The sequence below is a fragment of the Devosia sp. 2618 genome, from assembly GCF_040546815.1.
In the GTDB taxonomy this organism is placed as follows: domain Bacteria; phylum Pseudomonadota; class Alphaproteobacteria; order Rhizobiales; family Devosiaceae; genus Devosia.
Map to the genome: position 1 here is coordinate 4,098,486 of NZ_JBEPOO010000001.1, position 21,176 is coordinate 4,119,661.

Annotated in this window: 20 protein-coding genes and 1 tRNA gene; 11 read left to right on the top strand and 10 right to left on the bottom strand. The window is 62.1% G+C overall.

All coding sequences use genetic code 11. The features are described from left to right. Nucleotides 1-123: 123 nt before the first annotated feature. On the top strand, nucleotides 124-1,761 hold the full coding sequence (locus tag ABIE28_RS20275; protein ID WP_354066148.1) for an MFS transporter: 1,638 nt from the start codon (nucleotides 124-126) through the stop codon (nucleotides 1,759-1,761). Here the strand turns inward: ABIE28_RS20275 and ABIE28_RS20280 are convergent. Then, entirely contained in the window at nucleotides 1,758-2,948 is a 1,191-nt protein-coding gene (locus tag ABIE28_RS20280) for a YeeE/YedE family protein (RefSeq protein WP_354066150.1), read from the bottom strand. The two genes, ABIE28_RS20275 and ABIE28_RS20280, sit on opposite strands and share 4 nt — an antisense overlap. Nucleotides 2,949-3,028: 80 nt before the next feature. Next, nucleotides 3,029-3,952 carry a sulfurtransferase gene (locus ABIE28_RS20285; protein ID WP_354066152.1) on the bottom strand — a complete coding sequence of 308 codons (924 nt, stop codon included), beginning with the start codon at nucleotides 3,950-3,952 and terminating at the stop codon, nucleotides 3,029-3,031. A gap of 389 nt (nucleotides 3,953-4,341) precedes the next feature. Between ABIE28_RS20285 and ABIE28_RS20290 the strand changes: the two genes are divergently transcribed. Continuing rightward, nucleotides 4,342-4,587, top strand: a complete 246-nt coding sequence (locus tag ABIE28_RS20290; protein WP_354066154.1) for a hypothetical protein — start codon at nucleotides 4,342-4,344, stop codon at nucleotides 4,585-4,587. Between the two features lie 10 nt (nucleotides 4,588-4,597). After that, on the top strand, nucleotides 4,598-5,155 hold the full coding sequence (locus ABIE28_RS20295; RefSeq protein WP_354066156.1) for an RBBP9/YdeN family alpha/beta hydrolase: 558 nt from the start codon (nucleotides 4,598-4,600) through the stop codon (nucleotides 5,153-5,155). Nucleotide 5,156: 1 nt separating this feature from the next. Here ABIE28_RS20295 and ABIE28_RS20300 read toward each other — a convergent pair whose 3' ends face one another. Then, nucleotides 5,157-5,579 (bottom strand): MerR family transcriptional regulator, encoded by a 423-nt coding sequence (locus ABIE28_RS20300; RefSeq protein WP_354066158.1) that lies wholly within the window; start codon nucleotides 5,577-5,579, stop codon nucleotides 5,157-5,159. Between the two features lie 67 nt (nucleotides 5,580-5,646). Here ABIE28_RS20300 and ABIE28_RS20305 point away from each other — a divergent pair, with 67 nt between their 5' ends. After that, nucleotides 5,647-7,857 (top strand): heavy metal translocating P-type ATPase, encoded by a 2,211-nt coding sequence (locus tag ABIE28_RS20305; RefSeq protein ID WP_354066160.1) that lies wholly within the window; start codon nucleotides 5,647-5,649, stop codon nucleotides 7,855-7,857. On the opposite strand, the gene ABIE28_RS20310 is transcribed toward ABIE28_RS20305, so the two are convergent. The 3 genes from ABIE28_RS20310 to ABIE28_RS20320 all read right to left on the bottom strand — a co-directional run bounded on the left by ABIE28_RS20310 (nucleotide 7,846) and on the right by ABIE28_RS20320 (nucleotide 10,055). Further along, a tRNA-Ala gene (locus tag ABIE28_RS20310) sits at nucleotides 7,846-7,921 on the bottom strand. The genes ABIE28_RS20305 and ABIE28_RS20310 overlap by 12 nt on opposite strands. A 53-nt stretch (nucleotides 7,922-7,974) precedes the next feature. Beyond that, nucleotides 7,975-8,988, bottom strand: coding sequence for an SDR family oxidoreductase (locus ABIE28_RS20315; protein ID WP_354066162.1), 1,014 nt, complete (start codon nucleotides 8,986-8,988; stop codon nucleotides 7,975-7,977). A 62-nt stretch (nucleotides 8,989-9,050) separates the two neighbouring features. Beyond that, entirely contained in the window at nucleotides 9,051-10,055 is a 1,005-nt protein-coding gene (locus ABIE28_RS20320) for a Gfo/Idh/MocA family protein (RefSeq protein ID WP_354066164.1), read from the bottom strand. A gap of 104 nt (nucleotides 10,056-10,159) precedes the next feature. Between ABIE28_RS20320 and ABIE28_RS20325 the strand changes: the two genes are divergently transcribed. Next, on the top strand, nucleotides 10,160-11,128 hold the full coding sequence (locus ABIE28_RS20325; protein WP_354066165.1) for a zinc-binding dehydrogenase: 969 nt from the start codon (nucleotides 10,160-10,162) through the stop codon (nucleotides 11,126-11,128). Between the two features lie 136 nt (nucleotides 11,129-11,264). Here ABIE28_RS20325 and ABIE28_RS20330 read toward each other — a convergent pair whose 3' ends face one another. The 3 genes from ABIE28_RS20330 to ABIE28_RS20340 form a co-directional block, all read right to left on the bottom strand. After that, on the bottom strand, nucleotides 11,265-12,071 hold the full coding sequence (locus ABIE28_RS20330) for a siderophore-interacting protein (RefSeq protein WP_354066167.1): 807 nt from the start codon (nucleotides 12,069-12,071) through the stop codon (nucleotides 11,265-11,267). 53 nt (nucleotides 12,072-12,124) lie between these two features. Continuing rightward, nucleotides 12,125-13,030, bottom strand: a complete 906-nt coding sequence (locus ABIE28_RS20335; protein ID WP_354066169.1) for a hypothetical protein — start codon at nucleotides 13,028-13,030, stop codon at nucleotides 12,125-12,127. Between the two features lie 73 nt (nucleotides 13,031-13,103). Then, complete coding sequence (locus tag ABIE28_RS20340; RefSeq protein ID WP_354066171.1) at nucleotides 13,104-14,423, bottom strand: NAD(P)H-dependent oxidoreductase; 1,320 nt, start codon at nucleotides 14,421-14,423, stop codon at nucleotides 13,104-13,106. A gap of 224 nt (nucleotides 14,424-14,647) precedes the next feature. Between ABIE28_RS20340 and ABIE28_RS20345 the strand changes: the two genes are divergently transcribed. The 4 genes from ABIE28_RS20345 to ABIE28_RS20360 all read left to right on the top strand — a co-directional run bounded on the left by ABIE28_RS20345 (nucleotide 14,648) and on the right by ABIE28_RS20360 (nucleotide 18,242). Next, the gene (locus ABIE28_RS20345; RefSeq protein ID WP_354066173.1) at nucleotides 14,648-14,935 is read left to right on the top strand and encodes an STAS domain-containing protein; all 288 of its coding nucleotides are present in this window, start codon (nucleotides 14,648-14,650) and stop codon (nucleotides 14,933-14,935) included. Next, a complete protein-coding gene (locus tag ABIE28_RS20350) occupies nucleotides 14,932-15,300 on the top strand; it encodes a response regulator (protein ID WP_354066176.1) in 369 nt (122 codons plus the stop codon). The genes ABIE28_RS20345 and ABIE28_RS20350 overlap by 4 nt, the downstream gene beginning before the upstream one ends. Before the next feature lie 33 nt (nucleotides 15,301-15,333). Next, nucleotides 15,334-17,676 (top strand): chemotaxis protein CheA, encoded by a 2,343-nt coding sequence (locus ABIE28_RS20355; RefSeq protein ID WP_354066178.1) that lies wholly within the window; start codon nucleotides 15,334-15,336, stop codon nucleotides 17,674-17,676. Nucleotides 17,677-17,747: 71 nt separating this feature from the next. Further along, nucleotides 17,748-18,242, top strand: coding sequence for a chemotaxis protein CheW (locus ABIE28_RS20360; protein WP_354066180.1), 495 nt, complete (start codon nucleotides 17,748-17,750; stop codon nucleotides 18,240-18,242). Nucleotides 18,243-18,358: 116 nt separating this feature from the next. On the opposite strand, the gene ABIE28_RS20365 is transcribed toward ABIE28_RS20360, so the two are convergent. After that, nucleotides 18,359-18,712 (bottom strand): hypothetical protein, encoded by a 354-nt coding sequence (locus ABIE28_RS20365; protein ID WP_354066182.1) that lies wholly within the window; start codon nucleotides 18,710-18,712, stop codon nucleotides 18,359-18,361. A gap of 163 nt (nucleotides 18,713-18,875) precedes the next feature. Here ABIE28_RS20365 and ABIE28_RS20370 point away from each other — a divergent pair, with 163 nt between their 5' ends. Then, nucleotides 18,876-19,466 carry a hypothetical protein gene (locus tag ABIE28_RS20370; RefSeq protein WP_354066184.1) on the top strand — a complete coding sequence of 197 codons (591 nt, stop codon included), beginning with the start codon at nucleotides 18,876-18,878 and terminating at the stop codon, nucleotides 19,464-19,466. Nucleotides 19,467-19,620: 154 nt separating this feature from the next. Continuing rightward, nucleotides 19,621-21,141 (top strand): methyl-accepting chemotaxis protein, encoded by a 1,521-nt coding sequence (locus ABIE28_RS20375; protein WP_354066186.1) that lies wholly within the window; start codon nucleotides 19,621-19,623, stop codon nucleotides 21,139-21,141. Nucleotides 21,142-21,176: the final 35 nt, after the last annotated feature.

A 21,176-nucleotide genomic window follows, 5' to 3' on the forward strand; every position in this document is an offset into this window, starting at 1 on the left:
TTTGAATCCTGAAATTGCCCCGGGCTTTGCTCGGGGCAATTTCGTGTTCAGCCATTGGACCGGCAAGACTTGCCAAATCTCCTGCTGTCGACCAAGACAGGGTGGGGCTTGGGAGGAGTTGAGATGACTGAGCGTACGTCCATGCTGGCGCCATTCCGGCATGAGACATTCCGACTGCTGTGGCTGGCGACGCTGGCGTCCAATCTGGGCGGTCTGGTGCAGTCGGTCGGCGCGGGCTGGATGATGACCACGCTCACCGACTCCCACAATATGGTGGCGCTGGTTCAGGCCTCCACGACGCTCCCCATCATGGTGTTCTCGATTGCCTCGGGCGCGCTGGCGGACAATTTCGACCGCCGCATCGTGATGATCGTCGCGCAATGTGGTTTAGCGGTGGTGTCGCTGGCGCTGGCCGTGCTGGCCTTCATGGGCATGCTGACGCCTTGGTTGCTGCTGAGTTTCACCTTCCTCATCGGCTGCGGCACAGCGCTGTTTAATCCATCCTGGCAGGCCTCGCTGGGCGATATCGTGCCGCGTGAAGACTTGCCGGGCGCGGTGTCGCTCAATTCGATGGGCTTTAACCTGATGCGCAGCGTCGGCCCGGCGATCGGCGGTATCATCGTCGCGTTCGCCGGCGCCGCAGCGGCCTTTGCCCTCAATGCGATCACCTATATTCCGCTGATTGCGGCGCTTGTGCGCTGGAAGCCCGAGCGGGTGCCGAACCGGCTGCCGCGCGAGCATTTCGGCAGCGCCATGTGGGCCGGCATTCGCTATGTGTCGCTGTCGCCAAACCTCACCACCGTGCTGCTGCGCAGCTTCCTGTTCGGCATGGCGGCGGTGTCGATCCTGGCGCTTCTGCCATCCATCGCCAGTGAATATGTCGGTGGCGGCGCGTTGGTCTACGGCACTTTGCTGGGCTGTTTTGGACTCGGCGCGATTGGCGGGGCGTTTCTCAATAGCCGCATCCGGGCGCGCTTTAGCAACGAAGTCATTGTGCGGCTGGCCTGCCTTGGTTTTGCGCTGAGCTGTATCGGGCTCGGTTTCAGCCGTGATGCGGTGCTGAGCCATTTTGCGCTGCTGCCGGCCGGGGCCTGCTGGGTGCTGGCGCTCTCGCTGTTCAACGTCTCGATCCAGCTCTCTTCGCCGCGCTGGGTGGTGGGACGCGCACTCTCGCTCTATCAGACCGCCACCTTTGGCGGCATGGCGCTAGGCAGCTGGGTCTGGGGTCTGAGCGCCGACGTCTTCGCCCCGGAATGGGCGCTGGCCATGGCCGCTCTGGTGCTGGTGGTCTGCGCGCTGGTGGGGCTCAGCCTGCCGCTGCCGCAGTTCAACTCGCGCGATCTCAACCCGCTCAACACCTTCAACGAGCCGCTGCTCAAGCTTGATCTGCGGCCCCATAGCGGGCCGATCATGGTGATGATCGACTACCAGATCGACCAGGTCGATATTCCGCGCTTTTTGGCGCTGATGGCGGATCGGCGACGCATCCGCATCCGCGACGGGGCCCGGCAGTGGGGCCTGCTGCGCGATCTTGAAAAGCCCGGCATCTGGGTCGAGACCTATCACGTGCCGACCTGGATCGACTATGTGCGGCACAATCTGCGCCGCACCAAGGCCGATGCCGACAATACCGAGCAATTGCGCGCCCTGCATCGTGGCGACGGCCCGCCACTGGTGCATCGCATGATCGAACGCCAGACCGTGCCGCTCGATGATGACACGCCGCTCAAGGATGCACCGGAAATCGGTGGCGGTGGCTAGCTCGCCTTTGTGAGGCCGACCAGCCGAGCAAAGGTCAGCGCGCCGATCACGCCGAGGCACGAGCAGAGCAGGAATACCCAGCCCGACAGCGAACCGGCATGGATGCCCGACAGCAGCACGCCCACGGTGCAGCCCAAAGCCGTCATCGCGCCCCAGCCGAGCAGCAACCCGCCGCCAAGGCCACGCACAACGTCGAGGCCGGTCAGCGCGCGTGGCTTGAACTGGCCCGCGAGGAACGAGGTGATGAAGGCTGCGCCGATCAGGCCGATAACAAAGAGCCCGTTATTGGACAGCAGCGTCTCCTTGATGATGGTGGCGCAACCGCGCAAGCCATCGAGCCCGAACAGCGTGCCGGGCAGGACCGCCCAAGCCGTGCCGGCGGTGCGTACGATGCTGCCCAACTCGGCAGTGACGCCGAGTGGCGCGACGCGGAAATAGGCGAGCGTTGAAATGATCCCGATCAGAACTCCACCAGTAACGGCGGGCCAGCGCTGCACGAAGACGCGCGAAAGGGTTTCGCGTAGAGTGAGGGCGGCTGGCGCCGCGACTTGTGAGGGGCGGGCCCACCACAGCGCAGCCAGCGCCAATGCGCTCAGCAGGACCAGTGTTGCGGCGAGCGAGCCGGCATAGTCGAGGCTATTGGGCAGCCAGAGGATGAAGGCATTGGAGGTGATGGCGAGGAACAATGGATTCCAGGTGAGGAAGCCGATGCCGAAGCCGATGGCCGCGCCGATGATGGCAAAGGGCGAAATCACCGAGCCCTCGGCTAGCCGGTAGAAATGGGCTGAGAGGCACGAGCCTGAAATGGCCATGCCGAGGCCGAAGACAAACGACGCAATGACCAGCGTCAGGCTAACCGGGCCGATATGGGCGGTCGGCGGCAGGCGGCCGGGGGCAGGCGTTGGCAGCCAGGCGCCGAAAATGGCGGTATAGCCGATAGCGCCGACGGCGAGCGCGACGAGAATAGCGATGACGCCAGCTGCCTCGCGTTTTTCGATCAGGTCACGAAAATTGCAGTAAAAGCAGAAGCGGGAGCGCTGCAGCACCACGCCAAAGGCGGCGCCGATAGCCAGCGAAAAGGCCAGCGGCCGCCCTTCCGGGCCCCCACCATTGAGCGCGATGAAACCTGCCGCCAGTGCGACAAGGATCAAGGCGGGAACGCCGAAGCGGATTGCCGGAATAGTCATATTGCCCCCATGCGAACGGGCGCCCTGTGGGGCGCCCGCGTTTTAGCGTCGGTTCAGTGATCGATAGCCTGCGCTAAAGATCAGATCTTGCCCCACACGGTGCCCGATGGGTTGTCGATCGGTACGCCAACGGCATTGCCGTATTCTGTCCACGAACCGTCATAGTTGCGGACTTCGTAGCCGAGGATGCGGCTCAGCACAAACCAGGTATGGCTTGAGCGCTCGCCGATGCGGCAGTAGGTGATGATCGGCTTGGAGCCGTCGATGCCGATGGCGGCAAAGGCAGCCTTGAGTTCGTCAGCCGACTTGAAGGTGCCGTTCTCGTTGACCGCACCGCCCCATGGGAAGTTGACGGCGCCCGGAATGTGGCCGGCGCGGATCGAGAGTTCCTGCACGCCTTCTGGAGCAAAGATTTCGCCGCTGAATTCCTTGGGGCCACGGATGTCGACCAGCGATACGTCAGCGCCGTTCTCGACCACTTCGAGCACGTCAACCAGACGCGCACGCAGATCGGCAGCTTCAGCCGGCAGTTCGATGGTGGAGGCGGCGTATTCGGGCGTTGCCGTATCGAGGGGCAGGCCTTCGGCTTCCCACAGTTTGCGGCCGCCATCGAGCAGCTTCACATCATTGAGGCCGTGGATATCGAACACCCAGGCGCCCCAGGCGGCGAACCAGTTATTGTTGTCGCCATAGAGGACGACGGTAGTGTCTTCGCCGACGCCGGCCTGCTGCAGCACGGCCTGGAAGTTTTCGCGGCTGACGATGTCGCGGCGGATCGGGTCGACCAAATCGGTGTGCCAGGCCAGGTTGATGGCGCCGGGGATGTGGCCGCGCTCATAGACGCCGGTATCGACGCTGACTTCAAAAATGCGCACGTCTGGATTGGCGAGGTTTTCCTGCACCCAGTCTGCGGTGACCAGAGGGCCTTCCTGTGCCTGGACGGTGGTGGCCCACCCTGCGATGGCCAGCGCACCGGCAAAGACTGCAGCCGTTCTAAAATTCATTGTGTGTCCCCAAATGTTCAAAAGCGTCAAGACGCGTCCTGAATAAGTGTGCCCACTGATGGTGGATGGGGCAAAGCACACTGGTCTAAATTGCCGCCGCTCAGGAAAATCGATTGGCCCGCATGGGGTTATTCTGAGTATATCAATTCGATAGAGTATCACCCGGGTCGGATAGACCATGTGGCGGTTCTGGCCGGTGAGGATGCTTTTTCCTACACTGCAAAGGCTTTGACATCGGCCTGTGGATAGACTGCTGCTGCTAAAAGCTGTGGCGGATGAAGAAGGATTTTCCCGATTGGCGCTCGACTAGGGCACGCCTGAGGCTCGTATCAGTCTAGCGAATTGATAGACTAATGGCGTTGCTAGCGTGTCTCATAAGGAAAACGAGAATGGTCCATTTCTTCGGAATCCTCAGCCCCCGCTTCGAAAAGCCCGTCGCCGCATCGGAGGCGCCGCACAAGCGGTCTTTCTTTGGCGGGCTGCCTGATGCTGCCTTTGGCAGCGTGCCCATGAGCCGGGCCGAACAGGACGCCTGCTATCTGTCGGGCGCGGTGCCCTCAAGCGCCACCGCAGTGGAGCGCGAATATGGCGGTGCTCCGCGGTTCGCCAGGTTTGCACGGCCAATCGACTGTTGAGAGGTGGCCCGTGTCACAAACCACGCTCATTGTGCCCGGGCTGCATGGATCTGACGCCGGACATTGGCAATCCTGGTGGCGCCAGGACCATCGGCATGCCGTCTTGGTCGAACAGACCGATTTCTCAAACCCCGATGCGGACGCATGGCTTGCGTCCCTCGAAAACGCCGTTCGCGCCAATCCGCATTGCCTGATCGTCGCGCACAGCCTCGGCTCGATCCTGACCGCGCGGCTGGCCACGAGTTCAGTGGCGCCGCTGGTGGCAGGAGCGCTGCTGGTGGCCCCGGCCGAAATCGAGCGCACGCAGAGCGTGCATCACCGAACCTATGAATTCGGCAAGATGCCGCGTCGGCCCTTGCCGTTTCCAAGCCTGGTGGTTGCCAGCCGAAACGACATTTACATGCCGTTCAACCAGATCCGCGAGTTGAGCACCGCCTGGGGCAGTCCGATGCACGACCTCGGCTTTGCCGGGCATATCAATATCGCCAGCGGTTTCGGCCGCTGGCCGCAGGGCTATGCTTTGGCTCGTGAGCTGGAAGTGAGCATCGACAAACTTGCCCACGCCTAGGCTAGTGCTTGTGGTCGCCCATACAGCGGCCATGGTCGGCCAGAGCCTCGACGATCTGACAATCGCAGATCCGGCCGTGGCCACATTCCGAGATCATCCGCTCCAGTTCGGCGCGCAGCGCCATCAGGCTCTCGATACGCCGTTCGACCTCGACCAGATGGTTGCGCGCAATGCTGTCGACCTGATGGCATGAGGCCTGCGGCTCGGCGCTCATCGCCAAAAGCTCGCGAATGTCCTCGATCTCGAAGCCCAGTTCGCGCGAGTGGCGGATGAAGTTCAGCCGATCCACCTCGGTCTTTCCATAGCGGCGTTGATTGCCCTCGCTGCGTGGCGCGGAAGACAACAGGCCGATCTGTTCATAATAGCGGATGGTCGGGACTTTGACCCCGGAACGCTTCGCCAATTCTCCAATCGAGATGTTCATTTTTCCTCTTGAAGCTCTAGTGGCTAGAGCTTGTAGCATGGTCCTCACAAGATGAAAGGCCGTGCTGATGACTGACGAAATTTCCACCAAAACCCGCTTCCGTGTCGGCGGCATGGACTGTGCGTCCTGCGGCGCCAAGGTGCAGAACGCCGTCAGTCGGCTGGCCGGGGTGGATGCGGTGGAGATTTCGGTGACCGCCGGCACCATGAGCGTCACCCATCGCGGCGACGTTCCGGTTTCGGCCATCGACCACACCGTCAAGTGGCTCGGCTATACCGTCGCGCTCGCCGATCAGCCGCTCAAGGCTGCGCAGGCGGGTCACCATGACCATGATCCCGATCACGACCACGGCACGCCGGAGACAGCCGTCTGGTGGAAAAGCCAGAAGGTGGTGCTGACCGCGCTGTGTGGCCTCGCCCTCGTGCTCGCCTATATCGTCGGACGCATCGTGCCCGATATTGGTCACTGGGCGTTCCTGGCGGCTATGGCAGTGGGCCTTGTGCCCATCGTTCGCCGCGCCGTCGCTGCCGCTCTCACCGGCATGCCATTCACCATCGAAACGCTGATGAGCATTGCTGCCATTGGCGCGGTCTTTATCGGCGCAACCGAAGAAGCGGCAACTGTCGTTCTGCTGTTCCTCGTTGGTGAAATGCTCGAAGGGCTTGCTGCATCGCGCGCCCGGGCAAGCATTCAGGGCCTCGCCAATCTTGTGCCCAAAACGGCGCTGGTCGAGACCGATGGCGTGACCAGCGAAGTCGCGGCATCGGCGCTTCGCGTCGGCATGACCATTCTGGTCCGCCCGGGCGATCGTATCCCCGCAGACGGTGAAATCATTGACGGCGATAGCGCGATCGATGAAGCGCCCGTCACCGGCGAAAGCATTCCCAAGCGCAAGGGCATTGGCGAGGCGGTGTTCGCCGGCACAATCAATACCGACGCCGTGCTGCGCGTGCGCGTTACCGCTGCAGCCGAAGACAATACCATTGCCCGCGTCGTCAAGCTCGTCGAGGAAGCACAGGAAAGCAAAGCCCCGACAGAGCGGTTCATCGACCAGTTTTCGCGGGTTTATACGCCGGCCGTCCTCGTGGTCGGGGCGCTGGTCGCGGTCGTGCCGCCGCTGCTGTTTGGTGCCGACTGGTCGGAGTGGATCTACAAGGGTCTCGCCGTCCTGCTGATCGGCTGCCCATGCGCTCTGGTGATTTCCACTCCCGCCGCCATTGCGGCCGGTCTTGCGGTCGGTGCGCGGCGCGGCCTGCTGCTCAAGGGCGGCGCGGTGCTCGAAGGGCTGCGCAAGATTACCCTTGTCGCGCTCGACAAGACCGGCACCCTGACCGAAGGCAAGCCCGTCGTTACCGACATCGTGGCGTTTGATCGCTCCGAGCGCGATGTGTTGTCGCTCGCTGCGGCGCTTGAAACCGGTTCGAGCCATCCGCTCGCCGTCGCCATCCTCAATCGCGCCAAGATCGACAACGCACCAGTGCCGCCAGCCGCAGCCGCCAAGGCCGTCCCCGGCAAGGGCGTGTCCGGTACGGTGGGCGGCAAAACCGTGTTTCTCGCCTCGGCCGATGCTGCTGGTGAAACGGTGGCCCTGTCACCAGACCAGTTCGCCCAGATCACGCGCCTCAACGATCAAGGCAAAACCGTCTCGGTGCTACTGGTCGACGGTGCGCTGGCCGGACTGCTGGCCATGCGTGACGAACCCCGCGCCGACGCCAAGGCCGGATTGCGCGCTTTGACCGACGCCGGTATCCGCACGGTGATGCTGACTGGTGACAACAGCCGCACCGCTGCCGCAATCGGCGAAAGCCTCGGCGTCGAAGTGCGCGCTGGTCTCCTGCCAGAAGACAAGCAGCGCATCGTCCGTGACCTGCAATCCAGCGGCGAAGTCGTTGCCAAAATCGGTGATGGCATCAATGACGCACCGGCCCTTGCCGCCGCCGATATCGGCATTGCCATGGGCGGCGGCACTGACGTCGCGCTCGAAACCGCCGACGCGGCAATCCTCCATGGCCGCGTTGCCGACATTGCCAACATGGTTGGCCTGTCCAAAAAGGTCATGCGCAATATCGGCCAGAACATCACCATCGCGCTGGGCCTCAAGGCAGTGTTTCTCGTCACCACCATCGCCGGCATAACCGGCCTCTGGCCCGCCATCCTCGCCGACACCGGCGCGACCGTCATCGTAACGCTCAACGCCCTGCGACTGCTAAACGTAAAGTTCCCGTCGGAGGGGCGAAGCAGGCGTGAAATCGGGGAAGCATCGGAATGGTGGAGCTGAGCGGGATCGAACCGCTGACCTCGTCATTGCGAACGACGCGCTCTCCCAACTGAGCTACAGCCCCATTCCGATGGGGCTGATATGGGCACTCAATCGGGGTTTCCGCAAGGGGCGGATTTAGAGCAGGTTGTGGTCGATCAGACTGTGGCCGGTTGCGATGATGGCGTCGGCGGCGGGGATGAGTGGGCGGCCGAGGCGCTGGGCGGCGCGGAGGGTGTCGAGGCGCTTGGGCGTGCCCAGTTCCTGGAGGTTATCGCGGATGTCGCTGTCGAACAGAGCGACAAGGCGCACCAGGAAATCGGGGATTTGCGCGGTCGGTATGCGGCGGTCCGGGAAGGCCGGTTTGAGCATGCGGCCAAAGTCGGCCATGGAATAGGCGCCGACCGAAGCAATGCAGCGATGGCCGCCGGCCATGGAGTTGGTCATGGCATCGAGATGGAGCGCCGCGACGTCGCGCACATCGACTGCCGAGAGGGTGAGCCGCGGCACGGCGGGCAGTTTGCCATCGAGCAGGCGTCCGGCCACCGTTGCCGAGGTGCCGGGGTCGTCGTCGAGCAGCGGCCCAAAGATGCCGGCTGGGTTGATGACGGCGAGATCCTTGTGCCGGTTGGCGCCGTCCATCAGGCGCCACGCTTCGCGTTCTGCCATGGTCTTGGAGCGGGGATAGGCAGTGGTCGCGGGATTGTCGAGATTGGTCCAGTCGGCTTCGGTCAGTTCCCGGTCATAGTTGGTGTGGCCATATTGGATGGCGGCAATCGATGAGGTGAGGACCACGCGTTCGACATCGGCGGCGAGAGCGGCGCTGATGGCGCGGTGGGTGCCATCGACGGCAGGGCGGATGAGTTCTTCGGGGTCTTTTGGGATGCGCAGCACGAAGGGCGAGGCGGTATGCTGCAGGTAACGCACGCCGTCCATCGCCTCTGCCCAGCCCCCGTCCTTCATCAGGTCGAGCGCGACAAATTCGAGGTGGCTGGTATCGGCGCCGGCCTTGGCCAACGTGGCGCGGACCTTGTCCGCCTTGGCAAGATCACGGACGCTGCCGCGTACCGTGTAGCCGGCATTGAGCAGTTGCAGCGCGATGTGGCCGCCGAGGAAACCGGAAATGCCGGTGAGCAGAACGCGATCGGTCATTGGGTTTCCTTGAGTGGGGCTCATGGGCTGATATCAAACCGCACCATGAGCCCCGATAGCGTCTAGACGGTGGCCCAGCCGCCCGATTTCTCGCTGGCAAATACGGCATCAATCACGCGCATCGATGCAATGGCGTCGTCGATGCCCCAAGGGAGCGGCTTCTCGCCGAGTACGGCCAGCGCAAAGGCTTCTGCCTGCTCGGTATATTGATCGGACGCGGGCAGCACTTCGCGGCGGGCGAGCGAGCCATCGAAGGGCGCGCCGGTATCCACGGTGATGGCGGTGCGTTCATTCTGCGGAGCATTGAACGGAATGATGATTTCGAGCTTGGCCTTGCTGCCGAGCACCTGCACCCGCTGGTGACCCGCGGCCTGGGTCGAGCAGACGAAGTTAAGCTGGCGGCCAGCGCCAAAATCGGCGAGCACGCTGGCGAGGCGATCGGTACCGAAGGTTTCGTCGCGTTCGACCAGAGAGACGACACGCTTGGGTTCGGCTTCAAACAGGAAGCGCGCTGCGGTGATCGGATAGCAGCCGATATCCATAATGCCGCCGCCGCCGATATCGGCCTGGTTTCGCACATTGGCCGGGTCATCGTTGAAATAGGTGAAGACCGCATTGATTGCGCGCACCTCGCCCAGTTCGCCCGAGCGGATGATTTCGCGGGCGCGCAGCCATTGCGGGTGGAAGCGCACCATGAAGGCTTCCAGCACGATGCGATCAGGCGGGCATTCGCGCAGCAGTTCGGCTTCGGCGGCATTGAGCGCGATGGGCTTTTCGCACAGCACATGCTTGCCGGCCTTGGCGGCGGCCACGGTCATCGGCACATGCAAATGGTTGGGCAGGGGATTGTAGATGGCGTCGATATCGGGATCGGCGAAGAGTTCTTCGTAGGAGCCGTACGCTTTGGGAATGCCGAGCTGATCTGCGGCGGCGCGGGCCTTGCCGAGGTCGCGCGAAGCGATTGCGACCACCTCGGAGTGGGGCGAGGCCATAATGCCGGGCGTCACCTTCTGCATGCCGATATTGGCGGTGGACAGAATGCCCCAGCGGATTTTCTTGGTGCTCATTTGCATCTCCCTTTGTTGCAGGAAGGTGTAGCGAGGCCGGTGGCGGTTGCAAAGGGCGCCGTGGCGACCCACATGCAAAACCTCAACACCAGAAAGCTATTAACATGCGCAGTGTCAGCTATGCCGAGTTCGGCGATCCCACCAAGGTCCTCCAGCTTGTGGAGCGCGCGGTGCCGCAGCCGGGCAAGGGGCAGGTGCGGATCAAGCTGCTGCTGTCGCCGATCCACAATCATGACCTCGCAACCATTCAGGGCACCTATGGCATCAAGCCGGCGCTGCCAGCCGTGCCGGGCACGGAAGCGGTCGGCGTGGTCGATGCGCTGGGCGAGGGTGTTACTAATCTCAGCGTTGGCCAGCGCGTGATGGGTGGGGCCACCGAGGCCTGGGCTGAGTACTATCTGGGTGACGCGGCGCGGCTCATTCCGGTGCCCGATAGCGTCGATGATGCGACGGCGTCGCAGCTGATTTCGATGCCGCTCAGCGCAAAAATGCTGCTGGCCGATCTCGATGTCAAAGCTGGCGACTGGATCATCCAGAACGCGGCCAATGGCGCGGTGGGCAAGCTGCTCAACCAGTTTGCCGCCGAGGCCGGCGTGCATGTGGTCAATCTGGTGCGGCGCGATGCCGGCATTGCTGAAATGGCGGCGCTGGGCATTGGCAATACGGTTTCGACCGAAGCCGCCGACTGGCGCGACAAGGTCAAGGCGATCACTGGCGGTGCGCCGATTGTGCGCGGGCTGGATTCGGTGGGTGGCGAAGGCCCCGAAGCCCTGCTGAGCGTTGCGGCCGACCGCGCCGAGATCATTTCGTTCGGCAATCTGTCCGGGCAAAAGATCACATTGTCGTCGGACAATCTGCTGTTCAAGCAGGCCAGCGTGCGCGGCTTCTGGGGCGCGCGGCCACGCGCCACTCCCGAGGCCATCGGCAAGATGATTGGCGAGCTGGTGTCGGCGGCGGCAAAGGGCACCCTGAAATTGCCGGTCGAGGCGATCTACGGGCTCGATGAAGCGCGTGATGCCGCCAGGGCCAGTGGCGAGCCGGGCCGCAAGGGCAAGGTCGCTATTCGCGGGTAATTGTTAGCGGATACCCCCACCTCGCCTCCCCCTGATAGGGGGAGGAAACTGGCCAATGGTGGGCGTAGATTTTGTCTCAGCCTCGATCTGTTCCTCCCCCTTTTCAGGGGGAGGTTAGGTGGGGGTACTCTTCCCGTCAGTGCGGTTCGTGCGCGTCTGCGGTGCCCAGCAGCCAGTAGCCGGCGGCTTTGACATATTCTGGGTTGAACCCGCGCTCGTCAGTCAGATGCGCGCGGACCGCTTTGCTCATCGCGCTTTCGCCGGCGACATAGGCGTAAGCGACGCCGTCCGGGAAGCTGGCGGCTTTGATGGCGTCGAGGATCAGGCTGGTGCTGCCGGCGGGCTGGCCGTCGCGATAGACGTAGGTCAGCGAAACGTCGGCACTGGTTTCAAAAGTCTGCTCTTCGGCGGCGTCGGCGACCTCGATCACGGCGACAATCTTGCTTCCGGCAGGCAGTTCCTCGATACGGCGGCCAAGGGCGGGCAGGGCGGTTTCGTCGCCGGCCAGCAGATACCAGTCGAACGCGGCCGGGATGACGAGCGAGCCGCGCGGCCCGCCGATGACGAGCTTTTGGCCGACAGCGGCTTGCGCGGCCCAGCTTGATGCAGGGCCATCGCCATGCAGCACGAAATCGAGTTCGATCCAGCCTTCGGCGACATTCCAGTAGCGCGGTGTGTAGTCGCGCATTTCGGGGCGTTCGCCGGGGGCAAATTCGGCGCCGCGCTCACCGATGGGGGCCAGTTTTGGCTCGATGCCGTCGGGGAAAAAGAATGCCTTGATGTGATCGGCGTGGCCGGCTGAGGCAAAGCCGGTCAGATCGCCGGTGGCGCGAATGCGGCGCATCAGGGGCGTAATGTGCGTGACCGAGGTAACGTCGAGCAGGCGCATGCGCGCTTCCTGGCGAACGCGAATGGGGGCGCGTGGATCGGTGATCTCGGACATGACTTTAATTCCTGAATTGTTTAGTCAGCATTTAGGCTGCCGACCGACAATGTTCAAGGCAGTTTGGGCGGCGTGTGGTCGGCGGCAATCTGTAGACGCGACAGCAGCGCCGGGATGTCGGCAGGTCCGTCTATGGCGAGGGCGCTGAATTCCAGCGGCGGGTCGGCCCGTACGGTCAATGTGTAGTCGCCCACCATTTTGGGGAACGCCTCGACAAAACTGGTGAGTGCAGCCTTGGCGTCGCCGGGAACATTGTCGTCTGGCAATGCAGCGATGAAAGCCACGGCGGACTTTTTGTAGCCGTCAATCAGGGGGCGTGGATCTTCATCATAAGGCAAGGAGTTGAGGATGAACGGCACGGTCATGGATGACAGGAAACGGGCATCGATCACTTCTACGATCAGTTCCTCCATGGCGCCGGGCAATCGCGTCAGGTCGAAAAACTGGTCTGGATCCATCTCGGCGTCCGAAAAACGCCCCGACACCCGGAACGACGCGTCATAGTCAGAGGCCGCAACGCTGAAATCGGCTAGGTCGACCGTCCGCTTCTGCTTGTCCCAGCGATAGGCCAGGTGGACGTCCAGTTGCTGTGCCTGAACCTCGATCATGTAGTCGGTCATCAAGCTCCCGGTGTCGGGAGCAAGGCGGAGACCCTTCACGGAGAGGTCGATCTCCGTTGGCAGGGAGTCATTGTTGTAACTGGTGAATAGTTCCGGGGCGATCAGTGTCGCCTCGCCGATGCGATAGCGGGTCATGCTGCCGGCGCCAATGAACACATTGGTGAGCTTGCAGCCAGTTTCGAGGTCTTCAACAGTGCTGTCTGCCTCGACTGCGAACAGGCCAATGCTTTTGACCAGCGCAGCGCAGGTGGTCGGCGCCACCGCTTTCTTGTCGGCCTGCGCATGGGCTGTGGCGGGCGTGAGAACGGCGACAGCGGCCAGGACAGCGAGAAAACGCATGTGAGCTCCGGGGTTTAGGTCTGAGCAGTCCGCCGGACAAGCACGGCAGGAATGTGGCGATCAACCGTACCTGTTAGGGGATGAGTCCAAGCATTTTGTCCTGCTCGCGGCGCAGCGCATAGAGGCGTGTGGAAGTGTCGGGCTGGCTATTGGCGGTGGTCAGCAACTCGCCTTTTTTGATCGCAGCCGTGACCTTGCCGCCTTCGAGCAGCCCCACGGGAACGGCGCCGGCGGCGCGGCTGTCGGTGACGGTCATGGTATAGCTGCGATAGCAGGTTTCCCCGATGGCATCGAAGGTCTCGCCGGGTTTGAGGTCGCGCTTGGCGACGGCGCAGACTTCGGCGACCGGCTGGGCCAGTGGCACCATGTCTGGCTTGCCGTGCAGCATGATGCGGGCACAGGTCAGCGGCACTTCAAGGCTGGTCAGGTGATAGGGGCGGAAGAAGCTGTAATAGGGGCCGTGGCCGATATGGAGGTCGTCCATGCGCTCGATAATGCGCGGATGCTCGGCCTTGACGATGACGAAAACGCCGGGCGCGACGCCCTTGCCGACCGTGTAATCGACGACGCCCATCTTGTTGAGCAGGCCGCCATCTTCCTTGGGGATCAGCACCTTGGCCATGACGTCGCGGTCAGCCTTGGGGCCGTGCATGCCGGGCACATCGGGCACCAGGCCAGTCGCATTGGCGATGGCGCACATCTCGACCATGGTTTTGCTGCCATCGACGAACTCGACCAGCATGCGCGGGTTCATGTTGCGGCGGATCGCTTCGGCTCGATAGTCGTCTGGCACGGCGTCATAGTTGAGCGGGTTGTTCTTGCCCTTGCCGGCGGCGACGATGGGTAGGCCCAGCGCCGAGACGAACTCGATCAGCTCCATACAGGAGCTTGGTTCATCGCCCGCGCCAACCGAATAGACCACGCCCAGCCTGTCGGCCTGGGCCTTGAGATAGGGGCCGATGGTGACGTCGGCTTCGACATTCATCATCACCAGATGCTTGCCGTGTTCCATGGCCGAGAGACAATAGTCGGCGGCAACGCCGGGCTTGCCGGTAGCGTCGATGACGACATCGATATTGGGTGTGGCAACCAGGGTTTCGGCCGAGGTTATGGCGATCTTGCCGGCCTCGATGGCGGCGGTCGCCTTGGCGACGGTGTCGGCTTCGCGGCCGTGGCTGTCATCGCCATAGGCGATGGTCATGGCGTCGAGCGCGGTATGGGGGCGGCGCGTCGCAATGGCGGCCATTTCGATGCCGGTCATCAGCGACATCTGCGTCACCAGATCGGTGCCCATTTCGCCCGACCCGATAACGCCGACCCGGATCGGCTTGCCGCTTTCGGCGCGGGCTGCGAGGTCGCGGGCGAGGCCGGTCAGGGCAATTTTGGAGGTCATGACGTATCCGATCGAGGTTATGGGATTGGGTTAACCCCCTCCCAAGCTGCACCGCAAGAGGGCAGATGATCCCAGATGGATGCGCGCGCGCCGGTGTTTGGCCGCAGATGGCCAGCACAGCAAGAGTTTTGACCCGCTTCGGCCTGCGTTAGGGTTAGCACTTCTTAAACCGTTCGAGTGGAAAATGGGGGTTGGAGAAACCTCCGAGGGGCACGCATCCGCATATGGTCAGCCAGGCCAAGAAAACCATCGCATTGCCAGCGGTCATGGACCTCGATTCACTCGATGGGATTCGTGATGGGCTGATCGATGCGATCGAGGAAAGTTCGATCTGCGTCACCGCCGCTGGCGTCGAGCGCGTGTCGACCAATGCCTTGTTCATGCTGATCAGTGCTGCGCAGACCGCCCGAAGCAATCAGTTTGAATTCACTATCGAGCAGCCGAGCGCGGCGATGATGACCGCGATCGAACGACTGGGCCTGGGTGCCCAGTTTTCAGGGATGATTAAATGACGACTTTGCGGGTTCTCACGGTAGACGATTCGAGAACGATCCTGGCCATGCTGCACCATACGCTGAGCAATGCCGGATTTGAGGTGCTGCAGGCCGAAGACGGCAAGCAGGGGCTCGATCTGCTCAAGACTGAGACGGTTGATGTGGTAATCACCGACATCAACATGCCCGTCATGGATGGCATCGAGTTCATCAAGCATGTGCGGGCCAGCGGCCAGCATCAGAGCTTGCCGATCCTGATCCTGACTACCGAAACCAGCCAGGACAAGCGCGATCAGGGCAAGGCCGCGGGCGGCACCGGCTGGATCGTCAAGCCGTTCGACCCCGAAAAACTGATCTCGGTTATTCACCGGGTCGTCCACTAAGGCTTGATACCCAGAAGGGTTGGACGTGTTTGCATGAGCGATCTCGACGAGTTCAAAGCAACCTATTTCGATGAATGCTCTGAGCTTCTGACCGAGCTTGAAGAGCAGTTTGCGGCCATCGAAGCCGGCGAACGCGATGCGGATCGTCTCAATGCCGTGTTCCGGGCCATCCACTCGATCAAGGGTGGCGCCGGGGCGTTCGGCTTTTCGGCGCTGGTGGGCTTTGCCCATGCCTATGAAACGCTGCTCGATTATGTGCGTGATGGCCGTATCGAGATGAGCGATGACGTGGTGACGCTATGCATCCGCGCCAACGACATTGTCGCCGATCATGTGAGCGCCGCCCGGACTGGTGAAGTGCTGCCGGCTGAATATGGGCTCGATGAAAAAGCGCGGTTCGATGCGCTGGCCCGTGGCGAGAGCATCGAAGACGAGGACGAGAACGGCGAACCGCTCGAAGAGTTCGATTTCGAATTCACGCCGGTGATGGTCAATCTCGACGCGGTCGGTCCATCCGATGCCTTCGAGATGGGCGACGCATTCGATCTCGACGACGCGTTCGACAGCGCGCCGCTGCAGGCCGAAGTCGGCCATTGGGAAATCAATTTCACGCCGCATCGCGCGCTCTATGCGCGGGCCAATGATCCGCTGCTGCTGTTCCGCGAGCTGGCTGCGCTCGGCGATATGCATGTGCGCGCTGTACTTCGCGATATTCCGCCACTGGCTGAGTTCGAGCCGTTCGACGTTTATTGCTCGTGGGAAATCAGTCTGGTTTCCGCCAGCGTCACCGAGGCGCTGATCCGGGAGGTCTTTGAGTTTGTCGAAGGCGATTGCGACATCGTCATCGCACAAGTTGGCGATGTGCCGATGGCGCAGCCAAAGCCGGTCTTTGTCGAACCAGAGGTCGAGGCCGTCGTCGAGATTGAGGAGCCGCCAGCCGATCTGCTGGCGCTGGCCGATGACGAAGTGGCCGACCTGCTGAGCCTTGTGTCAGAACTCACCACGACGCCAACCGCTGAGCCGCTGCCGGACGTTCTGGCTGATCCCGTGCAGGACATTTTCGACGAAGCGCCGGTGATGAGCTTTGCCGAGCTTGCCGCCAGCATTCCGCCGCCACCACCCAAACCCGCCCCGGTTGCTCCGGTACGCGCCATGGCGCCCGCGAGCGACAGTGAAGAGTCCACTGGCCGCAGCGTTGGCGTTCAGTCGATCCGGGTCGATCTCGATAAGGTCGACCGCGTCGTCAACATGGTCAGCGAGCTGGTTATCACCCAGTCGATGCTGACCCAGCAGATGGATGAGGCTCTGCGCGCCAAATATACCGAGCTGGTGCGTGGGCTCGAAGTTCTGGCTCAGACCACGCGCGGCCTGCAGGATTCCGTGATGGCGATCCGCGCGCAGCCGGTCAAATCGGTGTTCAGCCGCATGCCGCGCCTTGTGCGCGAGCTGTCGTCGCAGACCGGCAAGAAAATTCGGCTGGAAACGGTCGGCGAAAATACCGAAATCGACAAGACGGTGATCGAACAGCTGTCCGATCCGTTGACGCACATGATCCGCAATTCGGCTGATCACGGCATCGAGTCGCCGGAAAAACGCGTGGCCATGGGCAAGTCCGAAACCGGCACCGTGCGGCTGTCGGCCGAGCAGTCGGGTGGCAATATCCTGATTGCGGTCGAGGACGATGGCGCCGGCATCAACCGCGAGCGCGTGCTGCAACTGGCGCGCGACAAGGGCATCGTGGCGCCAGATGTGCAGCCCACCGACGAGCAGATCGACCAGCTGATTTTCGCACCCGGGTTTTCGACGGCCGAGGCGCTGAGCGATATTTCGGGCCGCGGCGTCGGCATGGATGTCGTTTTGTCCAATATCAAGAAAATCGGCGGCTCGGTGCATGTCCGCTCCTGGACCGGCAAGGGCACGCGCATGACCCTTCGGCTGCCACTGACGCTGGCGGTGCTCGATGTCATGCTGGTCAAGGTTGGCCCGTCGCCCTACGTGGTACCCCTGTCCTCGATTGTTGAAACCATTCAATGTTCGCGCGCTAGCTTTGAGCGAGTGCCGAGCGGTGGCCAGGTGCTGCAGGTGCGCGGCGAATATGTGCAGGTCATCGATCTGGCGACGCGCTTTGGCATGGCCAGCGAGCACGCCTCGGAAAGCCGGTTCGTGGTGCTGTGCGAGGCCGAAGGCAACAGCAAGGTCGCGCTGATCGTCGATGACATCATCGGCCAGCAGCAGGTGGTGATCAAATCGCTGGAAGAGAATTTTGAACGGGTCGATGGTATTGCTGGTGGCACGATCCTGGGCGACGGCAATGTCGCGCTGATCGTGGACGTGCAGGGCCTCAAGACCAATGTCGTGCATAAAAGTGCGGCTTAGGCCGCGATTGACCGAACAGCCTGCCGGCTGAGTAACAAGCGTAGCCGCCCAGAACAGGCGGCAGAAAGGCAATGATGATGGAAGCGCTGAGTTTGCGTGACGATATGGCCGACAATTCCGCCGCCTCGGCCCAGAATTCCCTGCAGCTGATTGCCTTCTCGATCGGCGAGCAGACTTATGGCGTCGAAATCACCACAGTGCGCGAAATCCGCGCCTGGAACGGCGCAACGCCACTGCCGAATACACGCGAGTTCGTGCGCGGCGTAATTAACCTGCGCGGCACTATTGTGCCGATTTTTGATTTGCGCGCACGCTTTGGTGATGGTCAGACCTCGCCGACCAAAAACCACGTTGTTGTGGTGATGAGTGTGGGTGACAAGTGGGTCGGGCTTCTGGTTGATGCGGTGAGCGATATTCTCACCGTCTCCAAGGACGACATCCACAATGTGCCAGAAGGCAATTCGATCGATACCGAACTGCTCAACGGCATCGTCACTCATGACAACCGGATGGTCGGGTTGATCGACCTACATGCCGTGATCAGCGGTGTGCGGGCCGAGAGCTAGATCTTGCTCAATTAAGGCTATCGCGAGGGGCGCTACAGCGCCCTTTTTGCTTTCCCGATCTAAGAAATGAAAAAGGCGCCGCATGGCGCCTGCTCAATTCTACATTTGCACAAGTGCTAAAACAGTTCGGCGTCGCCCGTGCTCCGTTGCGCGGCAATACCGGACAGAGAAGGAACCCTTAATTCATCAAGGGTCAAACTAGCCCAGATTTCATCGTAGACGCTGTCAGGTGCGGTCGGAGGCAGGAGTGCAAACTGGCGAACCGCCAGCGCCATGTTGTGGCAACGCTGTTCGATACGATCCTGGCCCTGGAGGGCGGTCACAATCATCTGTATCGCCTGGCGAACAGATGGCTCAACGCTCAGTGGGCGTTCGGAAAGCAGTTCGATAGCCTCGGTGATGCCTTCGAGCATTGATGCCGTCTGGCGCGCCGTCTCATCGAGTTCCCTCGCGAGTTTCTGCAGTGACATTAGACGTATCCCATCCCATTGCTGGCACCTTAGCCTGCTATTTCTAAACCGCTTCTTGCCACAGGTCTTGGTTTGCTCTGGCTTTAACGACATGGTTATCAATTGGCTAACGACTTGGCGCCTACCCTAAGCCCGATTGGGCGCAGGACCTACCAGAGCACACATGAGTCGGCTGACATCGCTACCTATGGAATTTGATCGGGGTGTCGCCACCACCGTGCATCAGGGTGACTGTCTTGTTACTCGAGATCAGGATGTCACCTATTCGACAGTGCTGGGATCATGTATTTCTGCCTGCGTGCGCGACCGGGTCGCCAATGTGGGCGGCATGAACCACTTCCTTCTGGCCGAGCAAAGCGGCCCGGCGCGGGATCGCTCGGCGGCATCGGCCCGCTATGGTGCCTTTGCCATGGAGCAGTTGATCAACAAGGTGCTGAGCGAAGGCACCGGCCGCAAGTCCAATCTTGAGATCAAGGTGTTTGGCGGCGGCAAGATCAACGCCATTCTCAACGATGTCGGCGCCAAGAATATCGACTTCGTACGTCAGTTTCTGGCCGATGAAGGCTATGTCGCCCTCAGCGAAGACCTTGGCGGCACCTATGCCCGCCGGGTCTTGTTCCGGCCCTATTCCGGGCGCGCCTTCGTCAAGCGCCTCGACAGCAATGCGGCCGAGACGGTGGCCCGCGAAGAAGTTGCCATCGCCCGCAGCAAGATCCTTGCCCCGTCCCGCACAGACGATGTCGAACTGTTCTAGCGCTTCCCAGAACGGGACACTGGTTCACATTCAGGCAAGCTGGCTTAGCAAAGTCTTACGCGCTAGGCGCCCTTTATAGACTTGGTTAACCATTCCGCGGCTATTATCGCCCGATGTTGGACCCTTCACCGCCGATTTGCCAATCAGGCCCGCCATGCCCAATCTGCGCCTAGCGCTGATCGTTACTGGTTTATGGCTCAGCGCCATTGCGCTGAGTGGCGGCTTGCTGACTTTTTTCGGACCTGGTTTGCCAACAATGGCGGGTATTGCCGGGGTTCTGATCGTGGCGCTGGGCGCTGCACTTATCGTCTCGATCCGGCAGGATTGGCACAATAGCCGGATGCTGGCCTCGGTCGCGCTGGCGGCTGGTCTGGCCGACCGCGCCGGCGAACCCCTCGATATTGCCAGCATTGTCGCGCGCATGGGCAAGCGGCTTGAACGCGCCCATCACTTCAAGGCAGCCATTGCGGCGATGCATCAGCCTGCGCTCGTCGTCGACGACAAGGGTCTGATCCTGGCGGCTAGCGCCGGTGTTGGCGCGCTGGCCAAGGAAGCCGCCGAAGGCGCATCGCTCGATACGCTGTTTGGCGAAGGCTATCTGCAGGCTGGCGGCGGCGCGCCTGAAGAAGCGATGGTGATGTTCGGCAATGGCCGCTTCACCGTCAAGCGCCACACCCTGGCCGTCGGGCGCTACATGCTCGAACTGGTGCCGGCCGGCAGCTATATCGAGGACGATGATCTCGACGCTTTCGCCAGCGCTTTGGCTGGCGGCCAGACCGGTTTCCGCTTTGAAGCCAATGTGGCTGCAACCAATCCCGCTCTGGCGGCGCTGAATGCAGGCCTCACCGCGCTCGATACCGAACTGCATCAGCTTGAAGGCGTCGTTGCCGGCACCTGTGAATTGCCCGACGCGCTGCATGGCCCGCTGGGCTCGCTTGCTATCCGCCTCGATGATTTTACCCGCGCCATCACCGACCAGCTTGATGAAGAACGCAATCTGCGCACCGCGCTCGAGGATCGTCTCGCCAGCGTAGCGCGGTTGATTGACGGGTTTGAGCAACGCGCGGCCCATTACGGCTCGCTGACGTCTGACTCGCGCGATGATGCGGGCGCAACGAGCAAGGCTTTGGCCGATGGCGGGGGACGTCTGAAGCAGGCCCGCGTGATCGGTCGTCAGGCGCAGGATCTGGTCGGCGAGGTCGATATGGCCGTGCGCCGCGCGCAGGTGCTGGTGGGCGAACTCGACAAGATGACCACCGAGGTCGACAAGATGGTGCAGGCCATCGAAGACGTTTCCTTCCGCACCAACCTTCTGGCGCTCAACGCTGCGGTGGAAGCCGCTCGGGCTGGGGATCGTGGCGCCGGCTTTGCCGTGGTGGCAGATGAAGTGCGCCAATTGGCCCAGATCACCAACCGTTCGGCCAAGGACATTCGCGCGGTGGTGCAGCGCGGTCGCGCTCACTCGGAAACCGGCGTCATCGAGACCAATTCGCTGCATGGCATGATTGCCGGGCTGGAAGAGCATTTACGCAATCTCAGCACTGAGAACGATACGATTGCCTCGACGCTTGACGAGGGCGAAGTGGCGCTGCGGCGTCTGACCGGACGCATGGCCTCGTTTGGCGAAGCGACAACGACAACCGCCGATACAACACCGCGGCGAGCAAGCGCCTAAACGCGCAATACGGCTGGGGCATTTGGGGAAAGCCG